The organism is Streptomyces sp. NPDC019531 (assembly GCF_044903305.1).
Lineage (GTDB): Bacteria > Actinomycetota > Actinomycetes > Streptomycetales > Streptomycetaceae > Streptomyces.
This window is the reverse complement of the sequence record NZ_JBJDQL010000018.1, coordinates 1-15,515: the sequence shown is the minus strand read 5'-3', so window position 1 is coordinate 15,515 and position 15,515 is coordinate 1. Positions and strand designations below refer to the sequence as shown.

The following is a 15,515-nucleotide window of genomic DNA, read 5'->3' as shown; positions in this document are numbered from 1 at the left end:
GATCCGGCTCAGCGGATCTCGAGGATCTTCTCCCGCATCGCGTAGACCACCGCCTCCATCCTGGAGTGCAGCTGCAGCTTCTCCAGGATGTTGCGCACATGGTTCTTCACGGTGTTCTCGGAGATGAACAACTCCTTGGCGATATCACGGTTGTTCATCCCGGTGGCGACAAGCTTGAGGACTTCCAGTTCACGGTCGGTCAGCCGCGGGGCCGGGACGAGGCGACGCTCGTCCGTCCGCTGGATCATCGACTTGAACTCGGTGAGCAGTTTCGACGCCATGGAGGGGCTGATCTGCGACTGCCCGTCGGCCACCGCGCGAATGGCGGTGGCCACCTCGTCGGTCGAGATCTCCTTGAGGAGATATCCGGTCGCCCCGGCCTTGATCGCGTCGTAGAGGTCGGCTTCCTCGTCACTGATCGTCAACATGATGATCTTGGCGCTGGGTGCCACTTCCTTGATGGAGGTGCACGCCTCGATCCCACCCCGCTTGGGCATCCGCACGTCCATCAGAACGATGTCCGGCAGCAGGTCGGCGGCCTTGTCGACGGCCTCCGCGCCATCGCCCGCCTCCCCGACGACCTGGATGTCCTCCTCGGCCGCGAGCACGATCTCCAGTCCGCGCCGGAAGAGTGCGTGATCGTCCACGACCAGAACCCGGATGGGCTCCTTGCGTGGTGAGCCCGCGTCCGTGCCCATGCTGACGACGCCGTCGCCGGCGTCCTCGCCGTGCAGCGGTCCGAAGCTGTCCGCCATCGTTCCTCCCCCTGAAGGCTGTGGCTGGTCCTGTGCCATCGCCAACCCAAGGCAACGGCCCACCGGTTGGGCCGGTGCGGCCATGATTTCATGCCCGGACGACAGTGAGGTGACAAAGCGGGGCGCGAAGTGGTCTCACGCGGGTGCCCCTGGGGGCGCACGCGCGCTCCAGGGGCACCGGCTCAGCTGTCATCCGGGAGGGTCAGCTCCCCGTCGTGCCGCCAGTCGCGGGAGAATGCGCCCTGGCGACCATCGGGTCCGTGCTCAGGTGGATGACTCCGTAGTCGTAGGCGTGCCGCCGGTAGACGACACTCGGTTCCTTGGTCTCGGAGTCGACGAACAGATAGAAGTCGTGCCCGACCAGCTCCATCTCGTAGAGCGCCTGGTCGAGGGTCATCGGGGAGGCGACGTGGGTCTTCTCGCGGACGACGAGGGGGCCTTCACCCTTGACCTCAAGCGAGCCGATCTTCTTGGTGGGGACACCGTCCGACTCTTCCTCGTGAACGGCCTGTCCGTTGCCGTTGAGCGTCGCCGCGCCCGGAACGTGGTCGGCGACCTCGGCAGCCGTGAGCCGCCGTGCGCCCCTGCGTGTGTGGCGCTTGTCGTGCTCCTTGCGCAGCCGGGCGTCCAGCTTCTCCGCCGCCAGGTCGAGTGCCGCGTACGGGTCGCTGGCTGCCGCTTCCGCCCGGATCACCGGACCGCGGGAGCGGAGCGTGATCTCCACTCGGTCACAACGGTCGGCCTGTCGGGGGTTCGGCTCCTTGGACACCTCGACGTCGAGGCTGATCACCTTGCCATCGAGCTTCTGGATCTTCTCCAGCTTCAGCTTCTCGGCCACGTGCTTGCGGAACCGCTCGGGCACCTCGGTCTTGCGGCCCTTGACGACGATGTCCACGCAGAACTCCGTTCCCGGATCGCTCCGCCTCGATGCGGAGCATCTCCCTTTTGCACCAGGCTCCGGTGAGCCCCGGAACCTCGGACTCGGTGACTTCCACCTCCTCCCCCGCGGGCAAGATCTCCATTCCACCGTCGCGGGTGATGGTGGCAATCCCGCGGCACGGCATTCGGATTTGCGAGGTGTGGCCTGCGCCTTTCTCTCACAACCGAACATATCTCGCCTGGACGGATGTCGTCACCCTCTACTGCGGCGTACCTCCGTTCAGGTGAATTGACCCTCTCGCAACCAGCAACGATGCAACTTCACAGTCAGTTCCGGTTTATTTCGAAAGAATCCGGCGGGGCCGCGACCACAGCCGCGCAGATCACGTCACGGACGCCAACGGCGCCCGACGCCGTCACCGAGCAACGCTCCCGGCCCGTGTCCTCCTCCGTCACTGCGACCATCTGTTCCCCCATGCCTTCCCGAGTTGCAGCGGTGTACACGACGCCCGCCGCTTCGCCGCCGCATCCAGCCACCACCGGTCCACCAGGACGCCCGCTGCCGTCCGGCCGCCGTTCGCCATGACGTCCCCCCGTCCCCCACTGCCCTCGACCACCCAACTCCCCGTCTTCCGGCCGCAGACGCCCACACCATGCCCCCGTCTCCGACTGCCGTGATCCACGCTGCACACCTGCCTCCGACTGCCGTTGCCCACTCCTCCCTCCTGCCTCAGGCCGCCGATACACACTCCGCACGCCCATCTCCGCCTGCCCACGCCCATGGCCTGCCCCCACCCCCTGTCGATCACGGCATCCGCTCCGCTCCTGCTGCCGTTGATCACGGGGTCCGGCCGTCATCCGTTCACCGCGGTGTCCCGCGTTCTCCCGCGCCCTCGCTGCCCGGACGGCCCGCGCCGCCTCGGCCAGGGACGCACCAGTCGTCATCAGGTCGTCGACCAGCACGACCAGCCCCTCAGCGAGGAGCCGCCCGCCGCCGGGGACCACGGTCAGGGCGCCCGCGAGGTTGTCCAGCCGCTGCCGGGAGTCAAGCCCTGACTGGTCGGCCACGCCCCGCCGCTGCCGCAGTACGGCCACGACCCGCGCCGGCATCCCCGCCCGTCGCAGTTCTCCGGCCGCCGCAAGCGCGATCCGCCGCGCGGGATCATGCCCCCGAGCCCGCACCGCCCGCCGCGCAGACGGCACGGGAACAAGCAGCACCGGCACTCCGAGCCCCTCCAGAGGCCACCCGCCACCGACGACGGCAGGCTGCCCTTCACCGACCCGGCGCCCAGCCCCAGCCCCAGCCCCAGCCCCAGCCCCAGCCCCAGCCCCAGCCCCAGCCCCAGCCCCAGCCGACGCTTCCTCACGCGGCCCCTCACCGGTCCACTCGACGCGCGCGCCCATGGCCCGTCCACCGTGAAAGCCCGCCGTCATCCGCCCCGAAGGCACACCTCCCGGCGCCTGATCGCCCCCTCCCGCAGCGCCATTCCCCCGCTCCCCCCACTCCCGAGTCCACCCCGACGCCGGTCCCCCGCCAACCGCTTCACAGACCTCCCGCACGCTCACCCACACGGCCCCCGCCAGAGCCGTCCCGAGCGGCCCCGCCAGCGCCAACGCCCCCCGCTCCTTGTGGGCCAGCAACACCGCCCGTACCGAGTCCGCATACCGAGCCGCCGCGTGCACGACCGGCAGTCCGGGCGGCTCCGGCACCGGTCGCACCCGGCGCGGTGCGATCCCGTTCAGAGCTGCACGGCACTCCGGACAGAGCACCGTGCGAGGCCTCCCGCAGCCTCCGCACTCGGCCGGCAGCACCAGATCGGTGAGGTCCTGCCACCACCCCCGCATGCCCACCACTGTGCCAACGCCGAAGCCGACCGGCCACCCCTGTGGATAACTCCCTGTGGAAAACTCCGCCAACGGGCGCGACCAGCCCTTCCCACCACAAATCCAGGCCCCACACAACCAATCGGCCCGGGTCCGCCCAGCCCTCCCAGCCGTCCCGCCAGGCCCTCACCCGACGAATCCGTCCGCCAATTCCGGGTCCGCCCGCCCAGCGGCGAATCCCTCACCCGTCCCAGAACAAGAGCGGCCGCCCCCACCAGGGCTTCCCCCGGCAAAAGCGGCCGCTCCCGACAGCCCTGTCCTGGCACCTCACCCCGGATAAACCGGCGCCGTCCCGTCCGCGTCCACCTTCTGCCACTGCGCCCCGGACGGCAGCCGTACGATCCCGTCCTCCGAGTACGCCACCAACGGCATCTCGTCGTCCTCGGACGCGGCGATCTCCTTCACACCCGTCAGCGCGGTCGGCGTCGGCCCCTCCGGCGTGGACCCGTCGACCTGGACGTACCGCGTCTGCTGCACACCGCCCTGCTCGCGCCCGACCACCACGAGCCTGCTGTCACCGGCCCAGGACATGGTCGTGACCTCCTCCAGATCCGGTGTCGTGGAGCGCAGTTCCCGCACCGAGACGCTGTGCGCGTCCCCGGTCTTCCCCTCCCGCTCGATCCGGCCGACGAACAGCGACTGCTTGCCGCCCTTCTCCACGACGAGCGCGATCCGCACCCCGTCGGCGGCCACCCGAAGGTCCTTGATGCGCCCGTCCAGCCCGGGAGTCTCCACCGTCAACGGCTCGCCGGCGCCCTCCTTGAACACCAGCAGCCGCGGATCGGCGGGGTTCCGGTCGGCCACCCACAGGTCGCCCTCGGTGTCCCAGCTCGGTGCGGTCAGCCGGTTCTCGGTGGTCTTGCCGCTACTGACCAGCACCGGATCCCCGAGCGACCCGCCCGACACCAGCGACCCGACATACAGCGCCTTGCCGTCGATGCCGACACCTGCCGCCATGTGCTCGTCACGCGAGACGGCCACCGACCGCAGATCCTTGTCGCCCTCACCCAACGCCCCTGGCACCGGCATCGGCACCGGCTTCGTACTGCTGGCTTCCAGATCGGCCTGAGTCCGGACCAGCCGGTGCTGTCCGTCCACGAAATACAGGAACTCCGGCTTCTCGACCGACCCGCGCGTGGCGACGCCGTCGGCATCTGTCTCGTCGGTAGAACACAACTGCTTGCCGCCCACCTGCAGTGCGACCTCGTCCACGGCAGGCGTGAGGTTCCGCAGCGTGAACAGCAACTGGGCCGCCATCGCCAGGCACTGGTCCGAACCGACGTTCTTGGCCCTGTCGTTGAGCGGCACCGTCAGTACGTTGCGGTCGTCCGGGGCCAGCGAGGAAACGCCGTCCTTCAGAGCCGTACCGGTGGGAAAACTCGTCCTGACGACGGGGTCGAGCCAGCTCGTCGGCCCACTGAGCAGGGACTTCACCAACTGCGTCGTGGTGTCCACCCGCTCGCGCACGTACACGGGATCGGCGACCGCCACGGTCTGGGGCGCTGTTGCCGCCTTGGTGTTCGAGGCGAAGTAGTACTTGTTGACGGCCACGTAGTTGCGCTGGAAGTCCGACTTCCCCATGACGACACCCGTCGGAAGGCTGTCGATCCGCCACTGCTTGGTCTTCTTGTCCTGCACGAGGTGCACGGTCTCCCGGTAGTCGCCGGAGGCCGGCGAGTACGACTGCTGCGCGTCCACCACGGCTGCCCTGGTGCCGGTCAGCGTGAACGACGTGTCGTCAGTCGGTTCCCGGTCGACAGGGAGCGTGAGGGAGACATCGGGCCCGTCGTCGAGCACCGTGGTGGACAGCCCCGGCTGCCACTGCTTCGTCGCCCTCCCGGTCAGGTACTTGCGGGCCGTCTCGTAGTTCGGATCGTCACTGGTCAGCGCCTCCAGAAAACCCTGCACGATGTCCAGGGGCTCGGCGTCCTCCTGCGGCGGCATCGCGAAGACCCGCACCTGAGTGTCCTGCCGCGGGGTGGCGTCGACCCCGCGCAGATCCCCGCTGTCCGGCATGGAGGCACATCCCGCCAGCAGTACGACGCCACAGGCGGCGTACACCACCGCGCGCCCCGGCGTGCGCCTGCCGCTCCCCTCGCGGTCAGCGTCCACGGAATGTCTCCCCCTGCTGTTCGTACGACTCCTCCGACCCGGCACCCGGGCGGCTCGCGGTCTCGGAGCCCGGCCCGCTCTCGGCGGATGTGCCGTCCTGCCGTCGCGCATTCGACTTCGGCCGGGGCACCACGCGCGCGCCGTTGCCAGGCAGTGCCGTCGGATCGGCCGTGGGCGTCACGGCGGCCGACCTGGGCGCTATCGGGTCCCGCGAGGTCACCTGGTCGCCCGTGGGCTGGACCGGCACGGTGGCCGCCTTGTCACCGCCCCCGCTCGGCAAGCCGGCGTCATTGAGTCCACGGTTACGGCGTGAGTCCTTGGGCTCCAGCGGTATCGGTGAGCCCCTCAGCGGCTCGTCGGCCGTCCTGGGCAGCGTCAGCCGGAACTGCGAGCCGCCGCCCGGCTCACCCCACGCCTGCAGCCAGCCGCCGTGCAGCCGCGCGTCCTCCAGGGCGATGGACAGCCCGAGGCCCGTACCGCCGGTGGTACGCGCGCGTGCCGGATCGGCCCGCCAGAAGCGGCTGAACACGCGCGTGGCCTCGCCCGGCTTGAGCCCGACGCCGTAGTCGCGCACCGCGATCGCGACCGCCCCGCCCGCCGAAGCCAGCTTGACCACGACGTCCTTGCCCTCACCGTGCTCGACGGCGTTGACGACGAGATTGCGCAGCACCCGCTCCACCCTCCGGGCGTCGGCTTCGGCGACGACAGGCTGCTGATCGCCCACGATCCGGACCGTCGTGCCTTTGCGCTCGGCGAGCGGCTCGGCTCCGCTGACGACCCGGCGCACGACCTCCCTGAGGTCTATCGGCTCCGCCTCCAGCGCCGCCGCACCCGCGTCGAAGCGGCTGATCTCCAGCAGATCCGCGAGCAGCGTCTCGAACCGGTCGAGCTGGTCGGCGAGCAACTCGGCCGACCGCGCGGTCATCGGATCGAAGTCCTCACGCGCGTCATGGATGACGTCGGCGGCCATCCGTACGGTCGTCAGCGGCGTCCGCAGCTCGTGCGACACGTCCGACACGAACCGCCGCTGCATCCGCGACAGATCCTCCAGCTGCTGGATCTTCAGCTGAAGGTTCTGCGCCATCTTGTTGAAGGCCTCACCGAGCCGCGCGATGTCGTCCTCACCGGTGACCTTCATCCGCTCCTGCAGCCGCCCTGCGGACAGCCGCTCGGCGATCCCGGCCGCCATCCGCACCGGCGTGACGACCTGCCTCACCACGAGCCAGGCAATGGCTCCGAGGAGTACGACGACGAAGAGCCCGGCGGTCGCCAGAGTGCCCTTGACCAGGCTGAGCGACTTCTCCTCCTGGGTGAGCGGGAAGAGGTAGTACAGCTGGTACGGGTCGCCGTTGGGGTCGCTGAGCTGCTTGCCGATGACCAGGGCCGGCTGGGACTCCTGGTCGGCGTCGTAGACGATGCGCGTGTAACTCTGGGCGGCCGCTGTACTGTCGTCGACCTTCTTCCGCAGGTCCTCGGGCACGCTGGCCGTCGGATCGACGTCACCGGAGGCACGCGGCCCGCGCCCGCTTCCGCTGTCGCCGCCGACGGGAAGGGTCACGACATCGAAGGCTCCCTGGCCGCCGCTGGAGAGCGTGTAGACGAGGTTGCTCATCCACTCGATGACGTTCTGGTCGGACTGACCATCCGCGGTGGCCGCGTCGTCGGTCCCGGGCCCGGTCTCCTCCGACTTCTGCTTGGCCACCGCGAACCCGCCGGTGGCCTGACTCTGCGACGCCTTCACCTTGGCGTCGAGCAGGCCGTTGCGCACCTGCCCGATGACGACGAAGCCCAGCAGGAGCACGACGCCGAGTGACATCAGCAGGGTCGTGACGACGACCTTGAGCTGGATGTTGCGCCGCCACAGCCGCATGACAGGCAGCAACGGCCTGCGTACCCACCGCATGAAAAGCCTCAGGACCGGGCTGCCCTGGACACCGCCCTGCAGCAGCCCGCCCTCAAGGAACCGCCCCCAGCGGGAGCCGGTCCTGGTCCGCCCGACAGGCCGCCCCGCACTCGCCCCGGTCCGCCGGGGCGACGAAGCGGCACTGTCTCCGGACATGTCAGCTGGGCCCTGCCTTGTAACCCACACCACGGACGGTCACCACGATCTCCGGCCGCTCCGGGTCCTTCTCGACCTTGGAGCGCAGCCGCTGTACATGCACATTGACGAGCCGGGTGTCGGCGGCGTGCCGGTAGCCCCACACCTGCTCGAGCAGCACCTCTCGCGTGAACACCTGCCACGGCTTGCGTGCGAGCGCGACCAGCAGGTCGAACTCCAGCGGCGTCAGCGCGATCGACTGCCCTTCCCGCTTCACGGAGTGCCCGGCCACGTCGATGACCAGGTCCCCTATGGCGAGCTGCTCCGGCGCCGGCTCCTCCGACCTCCGAAGCCGCGCCCGGATCCGGGCCACGAGCTCCTTCGGCTTGAACGGCTTCACGATGTAGTCGTCGGCGCCGGACTCCAGGCCCACGACGACATCAACGGTGTCACTCTTCGCCGTCAGCATCACGATCGGCACCCCGGACTCCGCCCTGATCAGGCGGCACACCTCGATACCGTCCCGCCCTGGCAGCATCAGATCAAGCAGCACCAGATCCGGCTTGGCCTCACGGAACGCGGCCAGCGCCTTGTCGCCGTCGGCTACGAAAGACGGCTCAAAACCTTCACCACGCAGCACGATGCCCAACATCTCGGCAAGTGCGGTGTCGTCGTCGACGACAAGGACTCGTCCCTTCATAAACGACATCATCCCATTCTCATAACAGTGGCGAAGGTGGTGGTGAGATAGGTCACCGACCAGTGACCTTAGTCGTACTGGAGCGCCAGTGTCTGCCCTGGTCCGCCGCCGTGGATGTCAGCCATGGATGTCAGGTTCGTCCCTCGCGGACCACGTCACCCCCGTTCCTGAATCAGCCGGCTGTCACCTGCCGGGACCTGACACACAGCTCAGCCACTGCCTCAGCCGTCATCGGCGACACAACGCCCTCCTCCGTGACGATCGCCGTCACCAGCTCCGGCGGCGTCACATCGAAGGCCGGGTTGTACGCCTGGGTCCCCAGCGGCGCCACCGGAATCCCGCCGCCCGCCTCGGCCCCCGCGACCGGGACCTGGGGCGCCGCGATCTCGGTGACCTCGTGTCCGGCCCGCTGCTCGACCTCGATCGACGCCCCGTCCGGCGTGTCCGGATCCACCGTGGTCACCGGCGCCACCACGATGAACGGCACATGGTGATACCGCGCGAGCACCGCGAGCGGATAGCTCCCCACCTTGTTCGCCACCGAGCCGTCGGCCGCGATCCGGTCCGCCCCGATCAGCACCGCGTCCACCTCCCCGGCCGCGAACAGCGAACCCGCCGCGTTGTCGGTCAGCAGGGTGTACGCCATCCCGCTGCGCGCCGCCTCGTACGCCGTCAGCCGGGCACCCTGCAGCAGGGGACGTGTCTCGTCCACCCACAGCCGCCGCAACCGCCCCACCCGATGAGCCGCCAGCGCCACCGCGAACGCCGTCCCCTCGCCGCCCGACACCAGCGAACCGGTGTTGCAGTGCGTCAGGATCCGATGCCCACCGCCCGGCAGCAGCTCGTCCAGCAGCGCCAGTCCGCGCTCGGCCATCGCGGCGCTGGCCGCGGCGTCCTCCCGGTGCAGCCCGCGGGCCGCCGCCAGCGCCGCCCCGGCCGCCTGCTCCTGATCGCCGCTTCTGCCGAGCTCGGCCCGGTACGCGGCCTCGGCTCTGCGCACCCCGACAGCGAGGTTCACCGCAGTGGGACGCGCGCCCGCCAACACGGTCGCCGCCTCGTCCACGTCGAACCCGCGCGCGGCGGCGAGCGCAACCCCGTAAGCCCCCGCGATACCGAGCAACGGCGCCCCGCGCACGGCGAGCGAACGGATCGCCTCCACCAGCGCGGACGCGTCCGTACAGACCAGTTCGACCTCCTCCGCCGGCAGCCTCGTCTGGTCGAGAAGCACCAGCACGGGACCCTCGGGTGGCTCGTCCCAGCGGATCGCCGGTATCTCGGTGGGCTTGCTGTCCTCGCCTGTTTGCGCGTACTGATCAGCCATGCGGTCAGTCTGCCCCTTGTCCGGCGGAGTATTGAAGGTGTGCAGCCCATACCGCGGCTGGTCCTTCGCCTACCACCCCATGGCACGATGGCTGCCAACCTGCCGCCGCGACCGCGGACGGGCACCGTGAAGGAGCGACGATGAAAGACACTCCGGGCTGGGCCTCGCCCGGATCCGCCCCGTCCGACGGACACGAGCCCGGCACGTCCGGTCCCCACGAGCCCGCCGACCGGCCCGACCCCGCGCAGCAGCCGGAGGACAACCCTCAGGACGGCGGCCCGAAGTGGTCCCAGGAGCAGCCGCCACCCGGTCAGTGGTCCGCGCCCGCAGGCCCCGCCGCTCCCGGCCAGGCCCCTCCGCCCCCTCCGCCCGGCCCGGGCTGGGGATCCCAGCCCCCCGCCGGCCCGCCCGGAGGCTACGGCCCTCCCCCCGGCTGGGGCAGCGGCTACGACGGACGCCCCGGATACGGCGGCTGGGGCGGCCCCCCGCCCGCGGCCAGACCCGGCGTGATCCCCCTGCGCCCGCTGGGCGTGGGCGAGATCCTCGATGGCGCGGTCTCCACCATGCGTACGTACTGGCGCACGGTCCTGGGCATCTCGCTGACCGTCGCGGTCGTGACCGAGGTCCTCGTCATCCTGCTCCAGGGCTTCGTCCTGAACGACAGCGCCGGAACCGAGGCTCTCAACGACCCCAACGCCAGTGCCGAAGAACTGACCCGGGCCATGGGCGACGCCATGCTCGGCACCAGCGTCGTCTTCCTGATCTCCCTGATCGGCACCGTCGCCGCGACCGCGCTGCTCACGACCGTCACCAGCCGGGCCGTGCTCGGCAAGCCGGTCACCACCGGCGAGGCCTGGCGTGACGCCCGCCCGCAGGTACCCAAGCTGTTCGGTCTGATCCTCCTGTTGCTGCTCATCACCTTCGGCGTACTCCTCGTCGGAGCGCTGCCCGGCATCCTCGTGGTCGCGGCGGGCTCGAACGGCGGCGGTATCGCCCTGGCCGTCCTGGGCGTCCTCGGCGCAGGTGTCTTCGCACTGTGGCTGATGATCCGCTTCTCCCTGGCCTCGCCCGCGCTGATGCTGGAGAAGCAGAGCATCGTGAAGTCGATGAGCCGGTCCACCAAGCTGGTCCGCGGCTCCTGGTGGCGAGTCCTCGGCATTCAGCTGTTGGCCGCGATCATCGCGAACATCGTCGCGGCGATCGTCGTCATCCCCTTCACCTTCCTCGCCGCAGCACTCAGCGGCGAAGGCGTCAGCGGCTTCGTCAACGGCACCGGCGACCTCGGCTGGACGTTCCTCATCATCAGCGGCATCGGCTCGGTGATCGGCTCCATGATCACCTTCCCGATCACGGCAGGCGTCACCGTGCTCCTCTACATCGACCAGCGCATCCGCCGCGAGGCCCTCGACCTCGAACTGGCCCGCGCAGCCGGCGTCCAGGGCTACGGCACCGGCGCCACTCCCGGGAGCTGATGCGGTGAACCTGCCGGGGGGAGTGCTCACCATGCTGCGTGCCGCCGACACCTCCGTGCTGTCACTGGCACGGTCGGCCGACGAGCTGCCTCTGACGATCCCGCGTGATCCCGCGCGGGAGGCGGCCCGCCGCGAGCTGTCCAAGCGCATGTACCACGAGAACGACCCCAGTTGGTTCCAGCGGGCCCTCAACGCGTTCTGGGACTGGGTCGACAAGCTGTTCAACGCCGCCTCGTCCGCGACACCGGGAGGACCGCTCGGCCTGGTCGTCGTCATCGTCGCCGTCCTCCTGGTCGTCGGCGCACTGTGGTGGCGCCTGGGCACCCCGCGCCGCAGTCCCGCCTCCTCCGCCGCCCTGTTCGACGACCGCCCCCGCAGCGCCGCCGACCACCGCGCGGCCGCCGAGGCGCACGCCGCCCAGGGCCACTGGAACCAGGCCGTCCAGGAGCGCATGCGCGCCATCGTCCGCTCCCTGGAGGAACGCGCCCTCCTCGATGTCCGCCCCGGTCGCACGGCGGACGAGGCCGCCGCGGAAGCGGGCCGCGCCCTGCCCTCCCACACGGATCGGCTGCGCTCCGCGGCCCGGGACTTCGACGACGTCACATACGGCGGCCGAGCCGCGACCGAGCAGTCGTACCACCGCATCACCGAACTCGACCGCGACCTGGAACGCACCAAGCCGGTGCTCGCGAGCAGTACGAACAGCACGAGCAGCAGCCACAGCGCGGACCACAACGTCCGCCGGGGAGCCGCCGAATGACCACCGAGGCCACTCTCCCGTCCACGTCGGTCTCGCCCACCACGCGCCAGGTGTGGACCCGCGCGCGAGGCGTCGTGCTCGCCCTCGTGCTCCTTCTCGCCGCTGCCGTGGTGATCGCGGCGATCCGCTCCAACGAACTCCACGGCAACCTCGACCCCCGGTCCGCCGACCCCTACGGCAGCCGCGCCGTCGCCGAACTCCTCGCCGACCGGGGCGTCGACACCCGTGTGGTCACCACCCTGGACGAGGCACGCGCCGCGGTCGGCCCGGACACCACGCTCCTGGTCGCCGTCCCCGACCTCCTGACAGAGCGCCAGCAGACCCGACTGCACTCCGCGACCGCCGGCTCCGGCGGCCGCACCGTCCTCGTCGCCCCCAGCAGCTGGTCCATCGAGCGCCTGGTCCCCGGAATCGTCGCGGACCCCGCAACCAGCCTCGACTCGACGCTGTCCCCCGACTGCGGACTGCCGGCGGCCCAGCGCGCGGGCTCCGCCGACACCGGCGGCATCCGCTACACCGTCACCCACCCCGGCAACGACGAGTGTTACCCCAGCGACCGCCTGCCCACCCTGGTGCGCGTCCCGGCGGCCTCCGGGAACGGCGACACCGTCGTGCTCGGCGCACCCGACATCCTCCAGAACGACACCCTCGACGAGCAGGGCAACGCCTCGCTCGCCCTCCAACTCCTCGGCTCCCGCCCCCATCTGGTCTGGTACCTCCCCTCACTCTCCGACTCCACCACCGACCCGGACGAGGAAAAGGACTTCCTCGACCTGCTCCCCTCGGGCTGGCTCTGGGGCACACTTCAGCTCGTCATCGCGGCAGCAGTGGCCGCCCTCTGGAGGGCACGCCGACTCGGCCCCCTGGTGCCCGAAAAACTCCCCGTGGCGATCCGCGCCTCCGAAACCGTCGAAGGCCGCGCCCGCCTCTACCGCAAGGCCAACGCCCGCGACCGCGCGGCCAACGCTCTTCGCTCCACCACCCGCACCCGCCTCGCCCCCCTCGTAGGCGTCCCCGTCGCCCAGGCACACGCGCCCGAAGCACTGCTCCCCGCCCTGTCCGCCCATCTCCGCAACTACGAAGACGGACAGCCCCTGCACGCCCTGCTCTTCGGCCCGCCGCCCAGCGACGACGCAGCCCTCATCTCCCTAGCCGACCAACTCGACGCCCTCGAAAGAGAGGTACGCCGTTCATGATGGACCCGACCACTGACAACGCCGGGACCACCGGGGACCCGGACACCGCCCGGGCCTCCCTGGAAGCCCTGCGCGCCGAGATCGCCAAAGCCGTGGTCGGCCAGGACCCCGCCGTGACCGGTCTCGTCGTCGCCCTCCTCTGCCGCGGACACGTCCTACTAGAAGGAGTCCCCGGGGTCGCCAAAACGTTGCTCGTCCGCGCTCTCGCATCCGCACTCGAACTCGACACCAAGCGCGTCCAGTTCACTCCCGACCTGATGCCGAGCGATGTGACCGGCTCCCTGGTCTACGACACCCGCTCCGCCGAGTTCTCCTTCCAGCCCGGCCCGGTCTTCACCAACCTCCTCCTCGCGGACGAGATCAACCGCACCCCACCGAAGACCCAGTCCTCCCTCCTGGAGGCCATGGAGGAACGCCAGGTCACGGTCGACGGCACCCCTCGCCTCCTGCCCGACCCGTTCCTGGTCGCCGCGACCCAGAACCCGGTGGAGTACGAGGGCACCTACCCTCTCCCCGAAGCCCAGCTTGACCGTTTCCTCCTCAAGCTGACGATCCCGCTCCCCTCCCGCCAGGACGAGATCGACGTCCTCACCCGCCACGCCGAGGGCTTCAACCCCCGCGACCTCCAAGCAGCCGGCCTTCGCCCGGTAGCCGGCCCTGCCGACCTCGAAGCAGCACGCGCGGCGGTCGCCAAGACAACGGTCTCTCCCGAGATCACCGCCTACGTCGTCGACATCTGCCGCGCCACTCGCGAGTCCCCGTCCCTCACGCTGGGCGTCTCCCCACGCGGCGCCACGGCCCTTCTGGCCACCTCGCGCGCGTGGGCGTGGCTCACCGGCCGCGACTACGTCACCCCCGACGACGTGAAGGCCCTGGCCCTCCCCACCCTCCGCCACCGCGTGCAACTCCGCCCGGAAGCCGAGATGGAGGGCGTGACGGCCGACTCCGTCATCAACGCGATCCTCGCCCACGTCCCGGTCCCCCGCTGATGGCCCTCACCGGACGCGCCGCACTCCTCGCAGCCCTGGGTTCCCTCCCGATCGGCATCTGGGAACCAGGCTGGGCAGGCATCCTCGCGGTCAACGCCCCCTTGGCGGTGGCCTGCGCCTGCGACTTCGCCCTGGCGGCTCCCGTACGACAGCTCGGCCTGACCCGCTCCGGCGGCACTTCCGCCCGCCTGGGCGAGACAGCCGATGTCACCCTCACCATCACCAACCCGTCCGGCCGCCCCCTCCGCGCCCACATTCGCGACGCCTGGCCTCCCAGCAGCTGGCAGCCCGGCACAGAGGTGGAAGCCTCCCGCCACCACGTGACGGTCCCCGCCGGCGAACGCCGACGCATCACCACCCGCCTACGTCCCACCCGCCGCGGCGATCGCCAGGCCGACCGAGTGACGATTCGCTCCTACGGTCCCCTCCGGCTCTTCTCCCGCCAGAGCACCCACATGGTCCCCTGGACGGTCCGAGTCCTGCCCCCGTTCACCAGCCGCAAGCACCTCCCCTCCAAGCTCGCCCGGCTGCGCGAACTCGACGGCCGCACCAGCGTCCTCACCCGCGGCGAAGGCACTGAATTCGACAGCCTGCGCGAATACGTCCCTGGCGACGACACCCGTTCCATCGACTGGCGAGCCACCGCCCGCCAGACCTCGGTCGCCGTACGCACCTGGCGCCCTGAACGCGACCGCCACATCCTCGTGGTCCTCGACACCGGCCGCACATCAGCGGGTCGCGTGGGCGACGCCCCCCGCCTCGACGCCTCCATGGACGCGGCCCTGCTCCTCGCCGCCCTTGCCTCCCGCGCAGGCGACCGCGTGGACCTCCTCGCCTACAACCGACGAGTGCACGCTCTGGTACAGGGCCGAACGGCAAACGACCTTCTCCCCTCTCTGGTCAACGCGATGGCAACCCTCGAACCCGAGCTAGTCGAAACGAACGCCCGGGGTCTGACAGCCATGGCTCTCCGTACGGCCCCTCGCCGCTCCCTGATCGTGCTGCTCACCAGCCTCGACGCCGCACCGATCGAGGAAGGCCTCCTGCCCGTACTCCCTCAGCTCACCCAGCGGCACACGGTCCTTCTGGCTTCCGTGGCGGACCCACATATCGCCCGCATGGCCACGGCCCGCGGAAACACCGAGGCGATTTACGAAGCCGCAGCCGCCGCGCAGGCCCAGACAGATCGTCAACGCACTGCGGAGCAACTCCGCCGGCACGGTGTGACGGTCGTCGACGCCACGCCGGACGACCTGGCCCCGGCGCTGGCTGACGCGTATCTGGCATTGAAGGCAGCAGGACGTCTGTGAAACAACTCAAGGGGGGCTTTTGAGGCGCCCCCCTTGAAAAACAGACCCTAAACGCAGAAATCCCCCGTGCCGAATGGCACGGGGGATTTCTCAAAAATC

11 protein-coding genes and 2 pseudogenes are annotated in these 15,515 nt (G+C 70.2%); 5 read left to right on the top strand and 8 right to left on the bottom strand.

Annotated features, from left to right (window positions below):
• Positions 1 to 8: 8 nt before the first annotated feature.
• The 8 genes and pseudogenes from ACI2L1_RS21575 to mtnA form a co-directional block, all read right to left on the bottom strand.
• Positions 9 to 755 carry a response regulator transcription factor gene (locus ACI2L1_RS21575; RefSeq protein ID WP_059210138.1) on the bottom strand — a complete coding sequence of 249 codons (747 nt, stop codon included), beginning with the start codon at positions 753 to 755 and terminating at the stop codon, positions 9 to 11.
• 202 nt (positions 756 to 957) lie between these two features.
• Positions 958 to 1,650, bottom strand: a complete 693-nt coding sequence (hpf, locus tag ACI2L1_RS21570; RefSeq protein ID WP_404740951.1) for a ribosome hibernation-promoting factor, HPF/YfiA family — start codon at positions 1,648 to 1,650, stop codon at positions 958 to 960.
• A gap of 874 nt (positions 1,651 to 2,524) precedes the next feature.
• Positions 2,525 to 3,038: pseudogene (locus ACI2L1_RS21565) on the bottom strand (ComF family protein); the annotation flags it as partial.
• 150 nt (positions 3,039 to 3,188) lie between these two features.
• Positions 3,189 to 3,479: pseudogene (locus tag ACI2L1_RS21560) on the bottom strand (ComF family protein); the annotation flags it as partial.
• A 306-nt stretch (positions 3,480 to 3,785) separates the two neighbouring features.
• Entirely contained in the window at positions 3,786 to 5,630 is a 1,845-nt protein-coding gene (locus tag ACI2L1_RS21555) for an LpqB family beta-propeller domain-containing protein (RefSeq protein ID WP_404740950.1), read from the bottom strand.
• Positions 5,620 to 7,689 carry an MtrAB system histidine kinase MtrB gene (gene mtrB / locus ACI2L1_RS21550; protein WP_404740949.1) on the bottom strand — a complete coding sequence of 690 codons (2,070 nt, stop codon included), beginning with the start codon at positions 7,687 to 7,689 and terminating at the stop codon, positions 5,620 to 5,622. Before mtrB ends, ACI2L1_RS21555 begins: the two co-directional genes overlap by 11 nt.
• Position 7,690: 1 nt before the next feature.
• A complete protein-coding gene (mtrA, locus tag ACI2L1_RS21545; RefSeq protein ID WP_187281934.1) occupies positions 7,691 to 8,380 on the bottom strand; it encodes a two-component system response regulator MtrA in 690 nt (229 codons plus the stop codon).
• A 160-nt stretch (positions 8,381 to 8,540) separates the two neighbouring features.
• The gene (gene mtnA, locus ACI2L1_RS21540; protein WP_404740948.1) at positions 8,541 to 9,689 is read right to left on the bottom strand and encodes an S-methyl-5-thioribose-1-phosphate isomerase; all 1,149 of its coding nucleotides are present in this window, start codon (positions 9,687 to 9,689) and stop codon (positions 8,541 to 8,543) included.
• Between the two features lie 140 nt (positions 9,690 to 9,829).
• Between mtnA and ACI2L1_RS21535 the strand changes: the two genes are divergently transcribed.
• Genes ACI2L1_RS21535 through ACI2L1_RS21515 form a run of 5 tightly spaced genes read left to right on the top strand, consistent with a single transcriptional unit; the run spans position 9,830 to position 15,416 of the window.
• Positions 9,830 to 11,161, top strand: a complete 1,332-nt coding sequence (locus tag ACI2L1_RS21535) for a glycerophosphoryl diester phosphodiesterase membrane domain-containing protein (protein WP_404740947.1) — start codon at positions 9,830 to 9,832, stop codon at positions 11,159 to 11,161.
• Between the two features lie 31 nt (positions 11,162 to 11,192).
• Positions 11,193 to 11,921 carry a DUF4129 domain-containing protein gene (locus ACI2L1_RS21530; RefSeq protein ID WP_404741059.1) on the top strand — a complete coding sequence of 243 codons (729 nt, stop codon included), beginning with the start codon at positions 11,193 to 11,195 and terminating at the stop codon, positions 11,919 to 11,921.
• A complete protein-coding gene (locus ACI2L1_RS21525; RefSeq protein WP_404740946.1) occupies positions 11,918 to 13,117 on the top strand; it encodes a DUF4350 domain-containing protein in 1,200 nt (399 codons plus the stop codon). Before ACI2L1_RS21530 ends, ACI2L1_RS21525 begins: the two co-directional genes overlap by 4 nt.
• The gene (locus ACI2L1_RS21520; RefSeq protein WP_404740945.1) at positions 13,117 to 14,106 is read left to right on the top strand and encodes an AAA family ATPase; all 990 of its coding nucleotides are present in this window, start codon (positions 13,117 to 13,119) and stop codon (positions 14,104 to 14,106) included. The genes ACI2L1_RS21525 and ACI2L1_RS21520 overlap by 1 nt, the downstream gene beginning before the upstream one ends.
• Complete coding sequence (locus ACI2L1_RS21515) at positions 14,106 to 15,416, top strand: DUF58 domain-containing protein (RefSeq protein WP_404740944.1); 1,311 nt, start codon at positions 14,106 to 14,108, stop codon at positions 15,414 to 15,416. Before ACI2L1_RS21520 ends, ACI2L1_RS21515 begins: the two co-directional genes overlap by 1 nt.
• The last annotated feature ends 99 nt before the right edge of the window (positions 15,417 to 15,515 follow it).

Bases quoted from the DNA above. Each gene is read 5' to 3' on its own strand.
- ACI2L1_RS21535 (WP_404740947.1), top strand. From the start codon at position 9,830: ATGAAAGACACTCCGGGCTGGGCCTCGCCCGGATCCGCCCCGTCCGAC.
- ACI2L1_RS21575 (WP_059210138.1), bottom strand. From the start codon at position 755: ATGGCGGACAGCTTCGGACCGCTGCACGGCGAGGACGCCGGCGACGGC.
- ACI2L1_RS21515 (WP_404740944.1), top strand. From the start codon at position 14,106: ATGGCCCTCACCGGACGCGCCGCACTCCTCGCAGCCCTGGGTTCCCTC.
- mtrB (WP_404740949.1), bottom strand. From the start codon at position 7,689: ATGTCCGGAGACAGTGCCGCTTCGTCGCCCCGGCGGACCGGGGCGAGT.
- ACI2L1_RS21520 (WP_404740945.1), top strand. From the start codon at position 13,117: ATGGACCCGACCACTGACAACGCCGGGACCACCGGGGACCCGGACACC.
- ACI2L1_RS21530 (WP_404741059.1), top strand. From the start codon at position 11,193: ATGCTGCGTGCCGCCGACACCTCCGTGCTGTCACTGGCACGGTCGGCC.
- mtrA (WP_187281934.1), bottom strand. From the start codon at position 8,380: ATGATGTCGTTTATGAAGGGACGAGTCCTTGTCGTCGACGACGACACC.
- ACI2L1_RS21525 (WP_404740946.1), top strand. From the start codon at position 11,918: ATGACCACCGAGGCCACTCTCCCGTCCACGTCGGTCTCGCCCACCACG.
- mtnA (WP_404740948.1), bottom strand. From the start codon at position 9,689: ATGGCTGATCAGTACGCGCAAACAGGCGAGGACAGCAAGCCCACCGAG.